The 18,077-nt window shown below is 52.6% G+C and carries 14 protein-coding genes; 1 reads left to right on the top strand and 13 read right to left on the bottom strand.

The features are described 5' to 3' along the window. Window positions 1–120 precede the first annotated feature (120 nt). From G358_RS0102105 to G358_RS0102060, 9 genes are all read right to left on the bottom strand, one after another. Window positions 121–1,485, bottom strand: a complete 1,365-nt coding sequence (locus tag G358_RS0102105) for an FAD-dependent oxidoreductase (protein ID WP_019635550.1) — start codon at window positions 1,483–1,485, stop codon at window positions 121–123. A 340-nt stretch (window positions 1,486–1,825) separates the two neighbouring features. Further along, window positions 1,826–2,746: a peptide chain release factor N(5)-glutamine methyltransferase gene (gene prmC / locus G358_RS0102100; RefSeq protein WP_019635549.1), complete on the bottom strand. Its 921-nt coding sequence runs from the start codon at window positions 2,744–2,746 to the stop codon at window positions 1,826–1,828. 4 nt (window positions 2,747–2,750) lie between these two features. Beyond that, the gene (gene prfA, locus G358_RS0102095; RefSeq protein ID WP_019635548.1) at window positions 2,751–3,818 is read right to left on the bottom strand and encodes a peptide chain release factor 1; all 1,068 of its coding nucleotides are present in this window, start codon (window positions 3,816–3,818) and stop codon (window positions 2,751–2,753) included. A 468-nt stretch (window positions 3,819–4,286) separates the two neighbouring features. After that, the gene (locus G358_RS0102085; protein WP_019635546.1) at window positions 4,287–5,105 is read right to left on the bottom strand and encodes a Cof-type HAD-IIB family hydrolase; all 819 of its coding nucleotides are present in this window, start codon (window positions 5,103–5,105) and stop codon (window positions 4,287–4,289) included. A gap of 4 nt (window positions 5,106–5,109) precedes the next feature. Beyond that, entirely contained in the window at window positions 5,110–6,459 is a 1,350-nt protein-coding gene (locus tag G358_RS29340) for an ABC transporter ATP-binding protein (RefSeq protein ID WP_019635545.1), read from the bottom strand. After that, window positions 6,456–8,210 carry an ABC transporter permease gene (locus tag G358_RS0102075; protein WP_019635544.1) on the bottom strand — a complete coding sequence of 585 codons (1,755 nt, stop codon included), beginning with the start codon at window positions 8,208–8,210 and terminating at the stop codon, window positions 6,456–6,458. Before G358_RS0102075 ends, G358_RS29340 begins: the two co-directional genes overlap by 4 nt. Window positions 8,211–8,228: 18 nt before the next feature. Next, window positions 8,229–9,335 (bottom strand): ABC transporter substrate-binding protein, encoded by a 1,107-nt coding sequence (locus tag G358_RS0102070; RefSeq protein WP_019635543.1) that lies wholly within the window; start codon window positions 9,333–9,335, stop codon window positions 8,229–8,231. Window positions 9,336–9,355: 20 nt separating this feature from the next. Next, entirely contained in the window at window positions 9,356–10,402 is a 1,047-nt protein-coding gene (locus G358_RS31530; protein WP_205621503.1) for an HAD family hydrolase, read from the bottom strand. Window positions 10,403–10,492: 90 nt separating this feature from the next. Beyond that, the gene (locus G358_RS0102060; protein ID WP_019635541.1) at window positions 10,493–11,227 is read right to left on the bottom strand and encodes an MBL fold metallo-hydrolase; all 735 of its coding nucleotides are present in this window, start codon (window positions 11,225–11,227) and stop codon (window positions 10,493–10,495) included. Window positions 11,228–11,478: 251 nt separating this feature from the next. Here G358_RS0102060 and G358_RS0102055 point away from each other — a divergent pair, with 251 nt between their 5' ends. Beyond that, complete coding sequence (locus G358_RS0102055) at window positions 11,479–12,420, top strand: sugar-binding transcriptional regulator (protein ID WP_019635540.1); 942 nt, start codon at window positions 11,479–11,481, stop codon at window positions 12,418–12,420. Window positions 12,421–13,129: 709 nt separating this feature from the next. On the opposite strand, the gene ychF is transcribed toward G358_RS0102055, so the two are convergent. From ychF to cls, 4 genes are all read right to left on the bottom strand, one after another. Continuing rightward, window positions 13,130–14,230 carry a redox-regulated ATPase YchF gene (gene ychF, locus G358_RS0102050; RefSeq protein WP_019635539.1) on the bottom strand — a complete coding sequence of 367 codons (1,101 nt, stop codon included), beginning with the start codon at window positions 14,228–14,230 and terminating at the stop codon, window positions 13,130–13,132. Window positions 14,231–14,322: 92 nt separating this feature from the next. Then, window positions 14,323–14,889, bottom strand: coding sequence for an ECF-type riboflavin transporter substrate-binding protein (locus G358_RS29330; RefSeq protein ID WP_240479921.1), 567 nt, complete (start codon window positions 14,887–14,889; stop codon window positions 14,323–14,325). Between the two features lie 265 nt (window positions 14,890–15,154). Then, a complete protein-coding gene (gene fni, locus G358_RS0102035; protein WP_019635536.1) occupies window positions 15,155–16,183 on the bottom strand; it encodes a type 2 isopentenyl-diphosphate Delta-isomerase in 1,029 nt (342 codons plus the stop codon). A gap of 52 nt (window positions 16,184–16,235) precedes the next feature. Continuing rightward, window positions 16,236–17,744 (bottom strand): cardiolipin synthase, encoded by a 1,509-nt coding sequence (cls, locus tag G358_RS0102030; protein ID WP_019635535.1) that lies wholly within the window; start codon window positions 17,742–17,744, stop codon window positions 16,236–16,238. Window positions 17,745–18,077: the final 333 nt, after the last annotated feature.

The following is an 18,077-nucleotide window of genomic DNA, read 5'->3' as shown; positions in this document are numbered from 1 at the left end:
GGCTGCGCCTGTCATACTGAGTAGCAGCTAGTGCCTGTCAAATCGAGCAGTAGCTGGCGACTGTCGAAATTGAGCGACTGCACCTGCCGAAATAAATGCCGCTGTATTTTATGGCACCTTTTAAACTTCCAAATACGCCCCCTGCTGCTTCAGCACCGTCTGTACTTCCTTGATATCCACATTCTGAACCGCCAATCCGTGCTTCACCGCCAGCGCTGCGGCAACTCCTCCCGCATGGCCGATAGCCCCGGTTGTCGGCGTCGTTCTCATTGCGGACTGGGCTTCGAAAGTCGCCGAAATACAGCGGCCGATAACGATGAGATTCTTCAATGACTCCGTAATCATGCAGGAGTACGGGATGCTGTACATGCCGCCCCATTCCAGCTTCTGGTGCTTCGTTCCTTCTCCGTCCGGGCTGTGAATGTCAATCGGGTATCCCGAATGGGCGATCGTATCTTCGAATTTCCGCTGTTCGAGAAGGTCCTCCGCCGTCAGCGTATAAACACCTTTAATTTGTCTTGAGCCTCTTACCCCGATGGACGGCCCTGTTGATTCCACTACGGCGTTCTCAAAGCCGGGAATATATTTATGTACGAACAATTCCAGTTCACGGCATTGCTTACGCCCTTCGATTTCCGCCTCACTCAAGCTGAAGGCATCCGTCCCGTCATGGCCCAAAATCCGAGTCGTATTCAAAATCACCTCGCCAGGGTTGTTGGTCTCAAAAAATAAAATGTTCTCACGCGGAATCGATATTTCTCCTTTGGCCTTCGCCTCTTTAAACAAGCTGTCAAATCCGCCTACAGATAAGCGTGGTGATTTCTCGATAATCGAGGTGTCGCCGTTATAAAGCGGGAAATCCTCCGGGTGCTCGTGGATATATTGCTTCACCCGCGGGATATCCACGTTGTACATCTTCATCTTTAGCGTCATCGGCTGGGTCGCTCCGTCGGATTCCCTGCCGATCGTATAAGGCGCCCCCGCTCTGGCAGATAAGTCGCCGTCTCCCGTAGCGTCAATAAATACAGCGGCCCGGACTTCGCTTAATCCCGACTTGTTGCATACCGTAATTCCGGTAATTTTTCCGTCTTCCGTTTTCACATCTGCCAGCATCGTATGGTACAAAATTTCGCCGCCATTCTCGGCCACCATCAGCTCCAGCTCATGCTTCATAGCCTCTGCATCAAATGGGGTTACCGAGTACGTAAAACCAACCGTATCAAAAATATGGCCTGGCGATTTTCCCAGTTTCACGAGACGCTCAATAAGCTGATTCGTAAATCCCTGGATTGCCAGCTTCTCCCCTGCATGAAAGGTCATCATCGGTCCTACGCCATTCGCGGTGAGCGTTCCTCCCAGGAAACCGTGGGATTCGATAATCAATGTCCTTGCCCCCGTACTGGAAGCAGCCATAGCTGCCATTGCCCCTGAAATGCCTCCACCTATGACGACCACATCATATTCCAGCTTGTTATTCAATTTCATACTCCTCTCTTTAAGTGTTTTTGGTTCACTTGCTAATCCTAGGCTAACAAAATCCCCGACACTTGTAAATGCTTTCAGGAAAATAATTTTCTATATATCCGAATATATAGAAAATTATTTTCCAACAAAAAAACCCCGAATAATTGACGGCGTTCTGCAACCGCCATGCTATCCGAGGTTTCTTATAGTTTTGTATGCGTATAGTTTTCTTTGCTTAAATCACTTTGCTACCTATTTCGCTTCGTTACTATATCTCTCTAGGGCCAAATTATCTCAGCCTATATCTCATTTATGCTTATATTTATCTCTTTTATGACAATCCTTTATCCAGTATTAAATATTAACCAGCGGGGTTAGCCGTCCCTCCAACTTGACCCGCGATACCCAGCACATGGCGGTCGATTCCAGCTAAATCCGGAACAGTCACAATTTCCTGCCAATGCCCGGCAGCGCGCAGCATGTCGGCTACGTCACTGGCCTGCCCCATGCCCAGCTCAAAGCCGATTAGGCGGGGCGGCTGCGGAAGCAGGGCCAGCTGCGCCATCATCTCGCGGTATGGCGCCAGGCCGTCCGGGCCTCCGTCGAGTGCGGTGCGCGGCTCGTAGTCGCGCACCTCCGGCTGGAGGCCCGCGATCACATCCGCCGGAATGTATGGCGGATTGGACACCACGATGTCCAGCGGCTCGCCCGCAAACGGCTCAAGCAGGTTCCCCTGCTTGAACGCCACGTCCAGGCCGAGCCGCCGGACATTGCCCTGCGCCACCGCCAGCGCGTCCGGCGAGATATCGCTCGCCGCCACGCGCCAGTTCGGGCGCAGGTGCTTCAAGGCAGCGGCAATTGCGCCGCTGCCGGTGCCGATGTCGGCGGCGTACAGCGCGCCGCCGGCCGGCAAGCGATCGGCATGCTGCACGATCGCCTCCACGAGCAGCTCCGTCTCGGGGCGGGGAATCAGCACAGCTGGCGTGACCTGAAGGGTCAAGCCGTAGAACTCCTGCTCCCCGATAATGTACTGCGCTGGCTCGCCCGCCGCTTTGCGGCGGATCACTTCCTCCCACGCTTCCTTCCTCTCGCGTGGGAAAAGATCGCGCAGTGCCGCCAAATAAGCGGCACCCTCCAAGCCGAGCACATGCCGAATCAGCAGCTCGGCGTTAGAATCCGGCTCCTGCACGCCCGCCGCCGCTAAAAAAGAAGAAGCCTCTCTGCGGGCTTCCGAAATATTGTGCTTGTCAGATAGGGTGTAGCTTACGCCGTCTCTGTTCAAAGCGTTATTCTCCTTTATCCATCAATTCAGCCTGCTCGGCCAGAGTGAGCGCAGATACGAGATCTCCAATTTCGCCGTTCATCACTTGATCAAGCTTATGAACGGTCAGATTGATCCGGTGATCAGTAACCCGGCTCTGCGGGAAGTTGTACGTCCGAATCCGCTCACTGCGGTCTCCCGTACCTACTTTGCTTTTCCGCTCGCCGGCATATTTCGCCTCTTCCTCTTGGCGCATCATATCGGAAATCCGGGCCCGAAGCACCTGCAGCGCCTTCTCCTTATTGGAGTTCTGCGATTTGCCGTCCTGGCACGTCGCCACGATCCCCGTCGGAATATGCGTTACCCGCACCGCGGATTTAGTCGTGTTAACAGACTGTCCGCCAGCACCACTGGAACAGAACGTATCGACGCGGATATCCTTGTCGAGAATCTCGACGTCCACTTCCTCTGCTTCCGGCATGACCGCCACCGTCGAGGTCGAAGTGTGGATCCGTCCACCCGACTCCGTCGCAGGAATGCGCTGCACGCGATGCGCGCCGCTCTCATATTTCATTTTGCTGTAAGCACCGCGTCCGTTAATCATGAAAATAATTTCCTTGAAGCCGCCAAGATCGCTCTCGTTGACGTCCATGATATCTACTTTCCAGCCTTGGTTATCGGCAAAGCGGGTGTACATACGGTAAAGGTCGGCCGCAAACAAAGCCGCCTCATCCCCGCCGGCCGCGCCGCGGATTTCCACGATAACGTTCTTGTCATCGTTCGGATCTTTAGGCAAGAGCAAAATGCGGATCTGTTCCTCCAGCTCCTGCTGGCGGGCAGACAGCTCCTCGATTTCCATCTTGACCATTTCGCGCATTTCATCGTCCAGCTTCTCGGCCTGCATAGCTTTCGCCGCCTCCAGCTCCTCGATGACCTTCTTATATTCGGTATAAGCCTCATAAGCAGGCTGCAAGTCCGATTGTTCCTTGGAATAATCCCTTAATTTCTTCGTATCATTCGCTACATCCGGATCGCAGAGCAATTCGCTCAATTTGTCATAGCGATCAGCCAGGGATTGAAGTCGATCTAACAAGGGAAGCCACCTCTCTTTACATAGAAGTTTCCTGAAAATAGCCGTCCCTCAACGTTCAGCACATTAAGAGCAAACGACTGTTTATTATACCATAACTTCTGTCTTCTGAATAGTCCTGGCCCACAGCCGCCGCGTCCTTGGCTGCTGTTCCCTTTAAAACCCGATCGATCTTCATTTTGTTCATTTCGGCTGCCGCTTGCATTTACCTAACATCTATCGCCCGAATGACCGGCCGTCTTCGAACTAATGAAAGTTAACCGCCGACTAACATCATGCAGCTCGTAACAGCTTAATGCGACGCAATGTGATGCGATACGATGCAATGACTAGGTTGTATTGTTTTATACTTACTTGTATTGTTTTACACTTACTGTTTTCGCTGTATTGCGTATTGCTGTACTCTTGCGTATTGCTGTACTCTGCAGTGATATACAATAAATTTCAGGGCGATGAAATCTCCTCCGGCCATCACGGGAGCAGACCTACCATGCGGAGTCCGCGAGCAATGCCGTGCCGATCTACATCCGACGTCACATACCTTGCGGCTTGCTTTACACAGTCCGGCGCATTCCCCATCGCAATGCCGTGCCCTACATACTGCAGCATTTCCAGATCATTCAAATTGTCGCCGAAAGCGTAGACCTCCTCCGGCTCGAACCCCATCCTATGAATAAGCTGAGCGATGCCGTGAGCCTTCGAGCCTCCGCCGGGCAGCACATCCAGCGAGTAGGGGTGCCAGCGTACAAAGCGGAGTCCCGCAAACCGCTCCCGGTACTGCCGTTCTTCCGCCGCCGTGCAGAACAGCATCGTCTGATAGATGGGACGCCCCTGAAAGTATTCAGGGTCATGCTCGGGATGAGCATATTCCAATGACGCAATACACTGCTCAACATAGGGGTGATGCATCATACTGCAGCGCATCGAATTTTCATCCAAATAAACCAGCGGATGGCCGCTGGCTGCAGCAAATCGGGACAGCTTGCCCAGCTCTTCTTCCCGGAACGGATTCGTACAGATTCGTTCTCCTCTCACCACTACATACTGGCCGTTAAAGCCGACATATGAGTCGATCCGCAGCTCTTCGGCTATGCGCTGCAGCATAAAGGGAGACCGGCCCGTCGCGAGCGCCACCTCGTGACCAAGTTTTTGCAAGGCCTGAATGGCTTCTTTAGCAGAATTAGGAAGCCGTTTGCAATGATCAAGCAATGTCCCGTCAATATCGAAAAAAACGATCGCCCGGCAATTGACGCGAGGCTGACTTACCACCGACACACTCATGGCCGACATATGCTCACCATCCTGATGTTGTTTGCGGCATGACAATCCCTGAAGGTTCACCTGAAGTGTCATTTGAGACTCCGTTTGAGGCTCCTGCCGGTACCACTGCTGGAGCCACTGATGTTGTTGTTATTGCTGGTGCTGCTGGTGAAGCCGCTGATGTTGTTGCTGGTGCTGCTGGTGATGTTGCTGGCTGCGCTGTTTGTAGCACAGCTGGTGACGATGCTGATGATGCTGTTTTTGTCGCTGTTAATGGCGTTTCTGGTACCACTGCTGATGACGGTGTTTGTGACATTGTTGCTGGTGTTACTGAAGACGCTTCGCCAGCCACGCTGGGAATATGCAGGGATACCTGATCATGAAGCTTGAACGTCGCCGGGGAAATCACTTCCCAATGCTGGCCCGCTGCACGGATGTCATAATTGAATTCTTTCCCCTGGAACTGAACGTTCACGATCTCTCCATACAGCCCGCCGGCGCTGGCTGGTTCAAGCTGGAATTGATCGGGCCGCACCGGGTACAGTCCCTGCGATTTGAAGCAGTCCGCGACAGCGTCCCCTGGCCAAAACGTTGAAGGATCAGCGCCGAGAGGCGTAAATCGGTTATCACTCCAGCTTCCTTGAATTAAATTCGCCTTGGATACGAAACGGGCCACGAATTCAGTTTCCGGGCGCAAATAAATTTCCTGCGGCGTGCCAACCTGCTCGATTTGCCCATCCTTCATGACGACGATCCGGTCAGCCATAGACAAGGCTTCTCCCTGGTCATGCGTCACGTAAACGATCGCAGAGCCCGTCTCGCGGTGCACCGACTGGATTTCCCGCCGCATGTCCATCCGCAGCATCGCGTCCAGACTGCTTAGCGGTTCGTCCATCAGCAGCAGCGTCGGCTCGGGAGCAATCGCCCGGGCAATGGCCACACGCTGTTTCTGGCCGCCGGACAACTCATGCGGCATCCGCTTTGCCAGCTCCGCGAGGCCCACAAGCCGGAGCACCTCGTTAATCCGCTCGGCCTCCCGCTCGCGGATCGCCCGCGGTGTCTCTTTATGCGTGCGAATCGGAAAGCGGACATGCTCATAAATATTCATATGCGGCCACAAGGCAAAGTTTTGAAACACCATGCCGATCCGCCTTTTTTCCGGGGGAAGACTGGATCGGGACGTGGCTACAACGCTGCCACCGATGGCAATCTCTCCGGACGTCGGTTGTTCAAAGCCCGCCAGCATGCGCAGCAAGGTGGTTTTGCCGCAGCCAGAGGGGCCCAGGATGGCTACGAATTCGCCGTCGGCTATGCTTAAATCGATGGATTTCAGCGCCTGAAAGCTTCCGAACGTCTTGCTCACCTTTTTTAGTTGAATGGTCATGACTGCACCCCTTTTCGTAAAGTAAATTTCTGAAGAAGCCCCAGCAGCCCCGCGCCCGCGAAAATCAGGAATACAATGAGACTGGATAAAGCTGTGGAGTAGAGCGTGTTTCCGGCCTGTTCAAATCCAAAAATCGCCACTCCGATCGTCTGTGAACCGGAAGAGTACAGCAGCGCCGAAACCGTCAATTCGGTCAACGCCGTCAAAAATACGAGCAGTGCTCCGCTAAGCAGCCCTGGCAGCAGCATCGGCAGCAGTATTTTTCGCCAACGCCGCCAAGCTCCGGCTCCCGAGATGCGGGCAGCTTCTTCCATGGAGGCATCGACCTGTGCAAAGGCGGTCACCCCCGCCCGAATTTGCAAAATGAGAAACCGGCAGACATAGGCGATAAATAAAATCGTCGTCGTCCCGTATATGCCCGGATTCCAGCCGGGGATCGGCTCCATCCATACGAGAATCATGGACAAAGCAAAGACGATGCCCGGCAGCGTATAAGGGACGGAGATAGCCAGTTCTGCCAGCCGATTCATTTTCGAAGGCCTGCGTACCCGAAAGTAGGCAAACAAGGTGCCGATGATCAGACAAACGACCAGCGTTGTGATGGAAAGAAGCAGGCTGTTCTGAATCGACTTCCAGGTGGACGGATTGTCCAGCAGAATGTACCGGTAATTGTGCAAGGTTAAATTGCTAAGTCCCTTGCCTCCATAGGATTTTTTGAGCGAAAGGGAAATCATCGCAAATAGCGGAATAATCGTGATAAAAATAAGACCGCCCCACAGAAGCGGATTGACCCAAAAGCGATGTTTGCCAAGCATATAGCGCGGCTCCTCATCAACCCGAAGGGCTTCCGCCTGCTTGCTTTTGCGGACGGACAGCCACTGCAGCAGCGTACCTGCAACTGCAATCAAACCTAAGATGACGGACAAGGAAGCGCCCCGTCCAAAGGCGGAAGGGCCGAAGCCGATAATTTCCTCATAAATAAGCGTGCTTAGTACGCTGATGTTAACCGGCGTCCCGAGAAAAGCGGGAATGCCGAAATTATCCAAGGAGGCGAGGAACACGAGCAGTCCGCCCGCCGTAACACCAGGCAATGCTAGAGGCATGGTGATCCGAAAGAAGGTCTTCCATCTCCCGGCCCCGCCGGTGTTCGCGGCCCACTCCAGGTCCTTGGGGATTTTTTTTAGCACATTGACTGTAAATAAATACACGAGCGGAAAATGATGAATGCCCATGACAAAAATAATGCCCCCTACGCTGTACATGCTCCAAGGCCTGGCTCCAGGATGGAACCATTGCAGCACAGCAGCAATCCAGCCCTGCGGGCCCATAAAGGACGACCAGGAAAGAGTGAGGACGTAGGAGGGCAGCACGAAGCAAAGCAGCATCAGCAGATGCAGCAATTTTTTATGCGATAAATCGGTGTATGCCATCAGCCAGGCCGCGGTCACGCCAAGGACGACGGACAGCAAGGTTGAACCGGCAACGATCACAAACGTATGTTTCATCGTTCTCCAGAAGCGCTCCTGCTGCAGCAGCTCCACATAATAATTGAGGGAGAGGCCCTGCTCCCCCTGCACGCTAAGCAGTACAAGTTTGACGATCGGTAAAACGAAGAAAAATAATGTCGCGATGATTCCTAAAACAACGCCGATGTTGCGCCCTGCCGAGGAAGCGCGGAGAAGGGAAAGGGGGAAGCCCCCGCTCCCTTTCCTGGCCCTCAGCTCCACTCCGGGAGTATGGATATCGGTCATAAGCTGCATGCCACCTTTTTAGTTACCGAATAGTTCCGTAAATTTCTTCTTGTCGTCTTCGCGTTCCTGGGTCAGTGTGTTCAGGTCTCCGGATAAAATCTTAATATCGGCAATTCCCTTCAGCCCCTCCGGTGGAGCGACGCCCTCGCGAATCGGTGTATATCCGATCTCCACGGACAGCTTCTGGCCTTCCTCGGACAGAACGAAGTCTACAAAGGCTTGCGCCGCTTTCTCATTATCCGTGCCCTTCATAATCCCAATCGGCTCCGTAATGATCGGAACACCTTCAGACGGATAGCTTAAGTCGATCGGGGAACCCTTTGCTTTCTCCCGCACAACCATATAGTCTACAACCATGCCGTAGGATTTCTCTCCGCTAGCGACCGCCTTTAATACAGCGCCATTCCCTTTGATGACCGACATGTTATTGTCCTTCAACACCTGCAGGTAATCCCAGCCAAAACCATCCGTCCGTGAAAATACGCCAATATTGTAGGCTGCGGCACCGGAATAGAGCGGGCTCGGCATGATCGCGCCATCTTTGCTCTCCGCGGAAGCAAGCGCCTGCCAGGATGTCGGCAGGTTAGTCACCTTGTCAGTATTGGCAGCCAATACCGTAGCAATGACCTTCGTTCCGGTATACATGCCTTCCGGATCTACGAGTTCAGCAGCAATATGTTCCGCCTCCGGAGACTTGTAAGGCAGCAGCAAATCCTGCTGCTTCAAGCCTTCAAAGGTAACGGCATCCGCCAGAAGCAAAACGTCTGCCTGCACGCTGCCCGCTTGCTTCTCTGCCTGGATTTTAGCGGTAACTTCCTCCGTTCCCGAGCGGAAGGTCTCCACTTTAACATCCGGATATTTCTCGTTGAACGCTTGGACTAACTGTGCGGCATCTTCCTCCGGCTGCGACGTATAGAACGTGAGCTGCCCCGCCACATCGGAAGGCGCTGATCCGGCAGATTGGGATTGCTCCGCCCCTGCCGCCGGACTGCCTGTATTGCCGCTTGCGTCCGGCTTGGCCGGGGCTGGCGAACCGCAGGCGCTGAACATCATCATGGCTGCTGTCATGATAGCGATGACTGAAGTCTTTTTAAATGTGAACCATCTCTCTTGGTTAATAAGCATTGTAGGTTTCTCCCCTTATCCTAAAGCAGAAATTTTTGTATAACTTGTGCTACTCCGTCTTCCCCATTGCTGCTTGTTACTACTTTTGCCAACTGCTTGATATGCGGCCGCGCATTGCCCATCGCAACCCCCAGCCCGGCCCATGACAGCATGTCAGTATCATTGTCATAGTCGCCGACCGCCGCTACCTCTGAGCCGGAGATATGAAGATCGCGGCAAAGCGCCTCCAATGCCGTGCGCTTGCTTACCCCATACGCATTCACATCGAAGCGGTGTCTGCCCGTCCGGGTCAGTGTGAAGGCTTGCGCGCTCTGAGCCTGCAAACTATGAGCTCCACCCGGATCTTGCTCACTTTGAGCCTGATCGTTCTGTGCTTGCCCGTTCTGGACTTGCACGTTTTGAGTTATTACCTGTCCTGACGATTTTTGCAGCGCCGGGCTCACCTCCACCTCCTCCAGTTGTTTCATCCATTCCGAAATGTAATCTGGAGACGGACCAATGATCGTCGCTTTATAGATTGGCGGCGCCGCTAAAGGATCAGACACGAATCGCTGCAGATCGCCGACCGCCACAACCTCGATCATGCCCAGCTGCTGTGCATAATTTTGCTCGTTCAACTCCTTGTCCGGGGAGACGACGACATTCGCCAGCGGCCAGCGGGCATTCATCTCGTTAAGCTCGCAGACGTAGAGCTTGTTGTATCCGTACAACTGGATGTAGGCTCCACGTTCGTCTGCAAACCGGATCAGTTTACGGACATGCTCCAGTGGCAGCGGAGTTCCCGTTTTCAGCCCACCGGTCGCATCGTCCAAAATTACCGCCCCGTTTAGCGCAATTAAAGGCGCATTCATCTTAGCCGCTTTGGCATGCAGCCAGACCGAAGCTGGAAATCGGCCGGAGGCGATCGTAACTTGGCCCCCGCTGTGCATGTATGCTCTGACCGCCTCATGGACGGCGGGTGTGATTACCTTGGCAGGATTAAGCAGCGTGCCATCCATATCTAGTGCCAGCAGCCGATACAATCCCTGCCCCCGGGCTATACCCGGATTTTGTCTGCTCGATGCCATCTGCAATGTTTGATCCCTGCTCTCTTTTGTATTCAAGTATTTCTTGGCGGGCATTCCTTCTCTAGTCGCTCTTGCCTCTTCAATAAACCTTCAAACGCTATAAAGGACTGAAGTGTCCGGAAGCTCGACGGGACCGCCGAAAGCTTCGCTAGCCGATTGGCGCATGAACTCCAAGTCGCCGTCCCCCGGTAAATGAACCAGCACCAGCCGCTTGACATTCGCCTGATCCGCGATCATGCCCGCCTGGCTTGCATTCATATGCCCCGCCCCGGTCGTATGTACGCTTCCTTCGCAAATCGTTGCCTCACACAGGAAGATATCCGCCCCTCTCGCCAGCTCTACCAAGGCATCACAGTAGGACGTATCACCTGAGTAGACCATCACTTTTTCTCGATAAGTCACCTTCACCGCATAGCATGGAACCGTATGGGACACGGGTACGAACTCGATGTCCGCCCCGGCAAGCCGGATTACGCGGTTCGGATCAATTCTGTGAATCTCCGAATGCTCTCCATGCAGCGTATTTAAAATATTAGCAGGCTCATCCGGAGCGAACAGGACCAGCTTCTTCTTCATTCTGCCGTTGCGGATCGCGTTAACCGCCGCATACTGCAAAATACCGATATCCGCCATATGATCATAATGAAGGTGAGACAGAATGACTCCGTCCAGCTTGTCTACGCTCGTATACTGCACCAGCCGGCTCATCACCCCGCTTCCACAATCAAGCAGGATTTGGCCTTCCCCCGTGTCGATCAAATACCCGGCCGTCGCCCCGCCAGCCGAAGGATAACCTCCCCAGTAACCTAAAATTTTAATGTCCATTGCATTCACTCACCTCAAGCTCTTCTTATGCAGAAACCATCTGTGCCTAGTTTTTCGCTCCAAGCTTTACATTTGTTCCGTCACAATACAATTGTAAATCGACATTGTTTTTGTTACGTTAAAGCTATATCATCCGATTGTAAAATTTGCCTCAAACGAATCTGCCTCGCTTTTTTGCACCAAATAATCGTGTATACTATGTTGTGATCCTACGTTAGAGAAGATTTTTCAATATAAAGGTGGCTTTGCATGTGAATGACGACAACATCAAATTGATGACGAAAATTTGCAAACTCTACTACTATGAATCTTGGACACAGGAGAAAATCGCCGAGAAATTCGGCATATCACGCCCGATCATTTCCAAAATGATTCAGAAAGCCCGGGAGATCGGCATTGTGGAAATCATCGTGCATGATGATCCGCAGCAAACGACAGAACTGGAAAAAGAGCTGGAAATGACCTATCGGCTGCAGCAGGTGCTCGTTGTGCCTACGCGGGATTTGAACAAAGAGCTCGTTACCAGCGCCGTAGGTAAAGCTGCAGCCCAATTCGTACAGAAACTGATCAAGAACGGGGACAGGGTTGGGGTGTCTTGGGGAAATTCGTTGTATCATATGGTCAGGGAGTTCCCGCTCGACAAAAAGGATGACGTTAAAATCATTCCGCTCATTGGAGGAACCGGCAACGAACGGACCGAGGTGCATTCGAATCACATCGCCTACGAGCTGTCCAAAAGGCTCGGGGGGAAATGCGAATCACTGTACGCGCCGTCGATTGTCGAGACGGAAGAACTGCACGGGCAAATCGTCAGGTTGCCGAATATAGCATCCGTCCTGCGGGAGGGAGAAAAGATAGATTTAGCGATAGTGGGGATTGGCAACCCCTACTCTATGTCCACCATGGAACGGTATGGCTATTTAAACGAAACAGTGCTTCGCGAGCTGAAGGAGCTGGATACCGTAGCCGACATCAACTCGAGATTCATTAACAGGAACGGAGAAGTCGTCGATCATCCGATCAGCAACAAAGTCATCGGCATTGGACTGGAGCAATTGAAGCGGGTCGATAACGTGGTCGGCCTGGCTTTCGGACTGCACAAGATCGAAAGCATCAAAGCAGCTTTAACAGGCGGTTACATCAAGATGCTCGTTACTGATGAAGCCACCGCCTACAAAATTATGGGGGATTAGACCGGGAGATTGGATCGGAAGATTGGATGGACGATGAGGATGGGACGACGATGAGGATGGGATTAGAGAGCGAGGACTAGAACGAGGGTTAGAGTGAGGCTAGTTCGATCAGCTAGCCCGATGGAATAGATAGAGCAATAGAGCAATATGCGCACATTAGTTCGGCTGCCATTACGCGCCGCTCCGAGGAAAGTGTGGATTGTGATTACATGATATGGTATAAGCCAGTTGGGCCAACGGACAGGAGGTCCGCTATTGCACGGCATTAAGACCATTTCGATAACCTAACGGACCGTGGTTCCGCTATTCGGTACAAATCAGCCTATTTCCCCTCGAAATTGGCCAAATAAGGGCTGCTGTGTCCGTTAGCTACAGTTTCTCAGCACTTTTGGCTAAATAGCGGATCTGAGGTCCGTTAGAGCCCGCCCGGCGAACATGCCTGTACCTGCCCATGCTGCATTCTGCCTGCACTGGCACTACTGCATTCGGCCTGCACTGGCACTACTACATTCGGCCCGCATTGGCACTACCGCATTCTGCCTGCACTGGCACTACTACATTCGGCCCGCATTGGCACTACCGCATTCTGCCTGCATACCCAAGGCTGCACCCAAAAAATAAATCAGCCACAGCTGCGCTGTGCCGGACAACTAAAGAAAGCTTGCCAGTACAGGCAAGCTTTCTCCTTTAATATTCGATTACCTCGTACCTACACATTGAACCGGAAATGCATAATGTCTCCGTCCTGAACAACGTACTCCTTACCTTCAAGACGCAGTTGGCCGCGTTCCTTGACTACGTTCATGGAACCCGCCGCCAGCAGGTCGTCGTAGGATACGACCTCGGCGCGAATGAATCCTCGCTCGAAGTCCGTGTGAATAACTCCAGCCGCACCCGGAGCTTTCGTTCCTTTGCGGATTGTCCAGGCCCGAACTTCCTGTACCCCGGCCGTAAAATAAGTGTAAAGACCAAGCAGGCGATAAGCCGCGTTGATCAAGCGATCCAGCCCCGACGCCTCCAGGCCCAGCTCCTCCAGGAACATCGCTTTGTCATCGCCTTCCAGCTCGGCGATTTCCGCTTCTACTTTGGCGCTGATCGGTACCACTTCGGCATTTTCCGCCGCAGCGAACTCCTTCACCTGCTGCACGAACGGGTTGCTGTCTGCATCAGCCACGCCATCCTCGCTTACGTTCGCCGCATACAGCACCGGTTTTAGCGTCAGCAGATGCAGATCGCGAACGATCAGCTTCTCATCATCGGACAGCTCCACACTGCGTGCCGGCATGTCGTTGTACAGCGCTTCTTTCACACGCTCCAGCACTTCAACTTCCTGCGCGTACTGCTTGTTGCCGCTCTTCATGTTTTTGCGGGAACGCTCGATCCGCTTCTCCACACTGTCCAGGTCGGCCAGAATGAGCTCCAGATTAATCGTCTGGATGTCGCTGATCGGATTGATTTTTCCGTCTACGTGAGTAATGTTCTCGTCCTCAAAGCAGCGAACGACATGCACGATCGCATCGACTTCGCGGATATGGGCCAGAAACTTGTTGCCGAGTCCCTCCCCTTTGCTAGCACCGCGCACGAGACCTGCGATATCGACGAATTCAAAAGCAGTCGGCACCGTACGGTTCGGAACAACCAGCTCTGTTAATTTATCGAGACGCTCGTCCGGAACCTCAACCACCCCGACGTTTGGATCAATCGTACAGAACGGATAGTTGGCGGATTCCGCACCCGCTTGTGTTATTGCATTAAACAGTGTGGATTTACCAACGTTCGGCAGACCCACGATCCCTGCTTTTAAAGCCATATTAATGACAACTCCTCATTATAGTAATTACTCAGCTTCTTGTCTTCTTCAATCATAGTACATATACGCCGTCCATATTTCAAGGACAACTGCTATCTGTCAACATATAAGCTGACATCATTCCGGGTGCGTTTCGCATAAGCCCATACGGCTGGAATGCCAAGAATGAAAAAGACAGCTATATTGCCGCATCCTGCGAGTGCCGCTTGGACGACCACTATATCGCCAGGCTCTCCCACAATATATATGTCAAATAAATACGAGAAGGCCAGCGCTGCAAATATCCCGATAATTCCATATATGGTGAACTGTAAAATATGAATCTTTCTGATTTCACCGCCCTGCGGATTGAAGCCTTTTGCCAAATAAATAAGTCCCATAAAACCAGCGGCAATGCCCGAACCCAGCGCCCATCCCCACCAGACCGTGCCGTTCGTAATCAAGTCATTGATCACATGGCCGATAAAGCCAGCGAGAAAGCCCACGACCGGCCCGAATAGAGCTCCGAAAATCGCCAGCAGCGCTACCGCCGGCCGCAGTTGCGTGTCCTCCATCCCGATCGGAATTCCGATCCAGCTCGTTATCCCATAAAGAGCGGCTCCGCTTCCAATCGCTAAGACCGTGCGTGTGCTCCATTTCCAAATGGATGGTTTCATCATATTCCCCCTCGATAAATCATCAGCACTGCTCATGAGCAGGCCTGATGATGAAGTGGTTGTAAATGTCCATTTGCTGTGCCAGGTCCGATTTCGCTGCCGTCCCGGAAAGTTGGCTTCTTCTTTCAATATAAAGGGGAATATCAGCAGATGCAATATAACCTTCCGTCCATAAATTAAACGGATTTATAGGGTTTATTAGGTTTCTTTGTTCCCGGTACACCAGCTTATTCCCCACGCATCATTCATTATCCTCGGCGCACCAGCATTATTCCCGACGCACCAGCCGCGTCGTGCCTCTCAGCGCCGGGATGCTTCCCGCGCCGATCCCGAACATGGCGGTGCGCAGCTCCAGCTCGACACGCTCCAGCAGCGAGTCGAGCGCCTCTGCAGAGTGCACCGCCGGTTCCAGCAGCGCACGGCCGAACCCGGCCAAATCCGCCCCAAGCGCCAGCGCCTTGGCGGCGTCCACACCGGTGTTCAGGCCTCCGCTGCCGATAAGGGCGGCGTCCGGCACCGCCGCCCGCACTTCGCGGATGCATTCGGCGGTCGGGATGCCCCAATCCGCGAATGCTTCCGCTGCGATGCGCCGTACCGGGTCGGCGCTGCGGAACTTCTCGACCTGGCTCCAGGACGTCCCGCCTGCACCGGCCACATCGATGAAGGCTGTGCCCGCTTCCCGGAGGCGCTTCGCGGTGATGCCGTCGATCCCCCAGCCGACCTCTTTTACGCCGACCGGTATGGACAGCTTTCGGCACAGTTCCTCGATGCGAACGAGCAATCCACGAAAAGCGGTATTGCCTTCCGGCTGAAATATTTCCTGCAGTCCGTTCAAATGCAGCACAAGCATGTCCGCTCCGGCAATGTCTACAGCACGCATGCATTCCTCTGCCCCGAAGCCGTAATTCAGCTGCACTGCGCCCAAATTGGCGATAATGGGAATCGTCGGCGCTTTACTGCGCACCGCAAATGTAGCGGCCAATTCCTCGCGCTCCACCGCGGCCCGGACAGAGCCTACGCCGAGCGCCCAGCCGCGATGCTCCGCTACCTCTGCGAGCCGGTCATTAATCACTCCGGCCAGCTCGCTTCCGCCGGTCATGGAGCTGACCAAGAATGGCGTCCGCACGGATGCGCCCAGAAAAGTCGTTTTCAGACTAATTTCATCAAAATTCAGCTCAGGCAGCGCATTATGGCGGAAAATGTATTTTTGAAACCCGGTTAAAATGCCTTCCGCGCCCACCTGCTCCTCCAGACATATGCGGATATGCTCACTTTTGCGTCCGGACGTATTTCCCATATTGCCCCTCCTTATATTGCTCTTGATTAAATTAGAATGAACACTCATGCCGCTAAAGCAACGGCGAGAACAGCCGGGCAGCGGATTCCATCAATCGTACAAACAGCCTCTTGTCCATGAACGACTTCGGATCAATCTGCTTCGTAAACAACAAATCACGTTCAAAATCTTTGACGATTTTGGCCACACTGTCGTTCTGCACAAGCAAGGCGTTTACCTCAAAATTCAAATGAAAACTGCGCATATCCATATTCGCTGTGCCTACAGTGGCCACTTCGCCGTCCACAATAAGCAGCTTGGAGTGAAGAAAGCCCTTCTCATACTCAAATATTTTGACCCCGGCCTCCAGCAATTCTGGAAAATATGAATGCGAGGCCAGAAACGGCAGCCATTTATCCGGCTTCGCCGGAAATAGAATCCGCACGTCGAGTCCCGACAATCCAGCCACTTTCAGCGCCGTAAAAATATCATCATCCGGTATAAAATACGGCGTGGCAAGCCAAATGGACTTCTTGGCCGAGGACATCATTGAGAAAAAAATGTTTTTAAGTGTCCGACTTTCGTTGTCTGGACCGCTAGGCACGATTTGCACCGCTCCGCTGCAGCCTTCCTCCAACTCAGGCGACAAATATTCCAAATCCATGATCGTTTCCCCGGTGACGTATTTCCAGTCCTGCAAAAAAATAATTTGCAAAGACCGTACCGCTTCCCCTCTTACCAGCATGTGGGTGTCACGCCAAAAACCATAGGTGGTGCTGCGGCTCAAATACTCGTCCCCAACATTCAGCCCGCCGATGAAGCCGGTCGTTCCGTCAATGACGACAATTTTCCGGTGATTCCGATAATTGACCCGGCTGGACAACGCCAAAAAACGCACCTTTCCGTAAATACCGACCTTTACGCCCGCTTCTTCCAGCTCGCGGATAAAAGACTTGGGCAGGCCAATGCTGCCGACAGCATCAAACATAAAGCGGACTTCTACCCCGGCTTTCGCCTTCTCGATCAGCGTCCTCTGGATTTCCCGCCCGATATCATCAGCACGGTAAATATAATACTCCATATGTATGTGATGTTCAGCCTTTTTCAATTCCCGAAGTATTGAAGAAAAAGTCTCTTCCCCATTCGTCAGCACCTTCGTCCTCGTCGCCATGGAAAAGGGTGTGCGGGCCAGGCGCTGGGACAATTGCAGCAAACGCTGCTCTTCAGGCGTAAATTGCGACAAATCGCGAGGGAGCATATTCGCTTTATTATCAATTCGTTCGTAGCTTCTGCGGTCTTCCTCCGCTTTTTTATCGAAATTACGACGTTTGAAGTAGTTTTGGCCAAATAAGAAGTAAAAAACTAAACCGATAACCGGGAGCAGCGCAAGCACTAAAATCCAGGCAACAGTACTCGATGGATTGCGATTTTCCATAAATATGGCGAAGCCAATTGTAATGACCGTCAAGGTCTGGAAAATACTCACAAGGGTACCCCCAAATTTCCCAAAGACGCCGAAACCAAAATAATAAAACGCTATAAGTATGGCGGCGATTAAAATAATTTGCAATCCACGTCTCATGGTTGTACTCCTTTTCACGTTATGCTGCGATACTGTAGTGACTCTATTTTACATGATTGATAACTTTCTTCCTAATCATTATGTCCGAGAGCCCTATAAAACCGTATATAAGGCCTTTTTGCCCCGTATAGCCCCTCTCTATTATAACGTATCCCAAAATATTAAACTCGATAGACGAACAAATTTGTACCATTGAAAAACTGCTGACTTTGCCCCTATTCCTGTTATCTTTGTCTTTGTTATTCTCCGGTCTAGCTATCACGGCACCGAAGCCTGCCATTATGGCAACGGCCGTTTCGTAGAAACAGGCACACTGCCGGCTACCGTAACCTA

Source organism: Paenibacillus fonticola DSM 21315, assembly GCF_000381905.1.
GTDB classification, from domain to species: Bacteria; Bacillota; Bacilli; order Paenibacillales; family Paenibacillaceae; genus Fontibacillus; species Fontibacillus fonticola.
Note: the sequence above shows the minus strand (reverse complement) of the source record. Positions and strands in the feature narration are given on the sequence as shown.

Excerpts from the sequence above, each read along its gene's own strand:
- G358_RS29340 (WP_019635545.1), bottom strand. The coding sequence starts at position 6,459 with ATGACCATTCAACTAAAAAAGGTGAGCAAGACGTTCGGAAGCTTTCAG.
- cls (WP_019635535.1), bottom strand. The coding sequence starts at position 17,744 with ATGAGACGTGGATTGCAAATTATTTTAATCGCCGCCATACTTATAGCG.
- G358_RS29330 (WP_240479921.1), bottom strand. The coding sequence starts at position 14,889 with ATGATGAAACCATCCATTTGGAAATGGAGCACACGCACGGTCTTAGCG.
- ychF (WP_019635539.1), bottom strand. The coding sequence starts at position 14,230 with ATGGCTTTAAAAGCAGGGATCGTGGGTCTGCCGAACGTTGGTAAATCC.
- G358_RS0102060 (WP_019635541.1), bottom strand. The coding sequence starts at position 11,227 with ATGGACATTAAAATTTTAGGTTACTGGGGAGGTTATCCTTCGGCTGGC.
- G358_RS0102075 (WP_019635544.1), bottom strand. The coding sequence starts at position 8,210 with ATGACCGATATCCATACTCCCGGAGTGGAGCTGAGGGCCAGGAAAGGG.
- G358_RS0102105 (WP_019635550.1), bottom strand. The coding sequence starts at position 1,485 with ATGAAATTGAATAACAAGCTGGAATATGATGTGGTCGTCATAGGTGGA.
- fni (WP_019635536.1), bottom strand. The coding sequence starts at position 16,183 with ATGGGAAATACGTCCGGACGCAAAAGTGAGCATATCCGCATATGTCTG.
- G358_RS0102070 (WP_019635543.1), bottom strand. The coding sequence starts at position 9,335 with ATGCTTATTAACCAAGAGAGATGGTTCACATTTAAAAAGACTTCAGTC.
- G358_RS31530 (WP_205621503.1), bottom strand. The coding sequence starts at position 10,402 with ATGGCATCGAGCAGACAAAATCCGGGTATAGCCCGGGGGCAGGGATTG.
- G358_RS0102085 (WP_019635546.1), bottom strand. The coding sequence starts at position 5,105 with ATGTCGGCCATGAGTGTGTCGGTGGTAAGTCAGCCTCGCGTCAATTGC.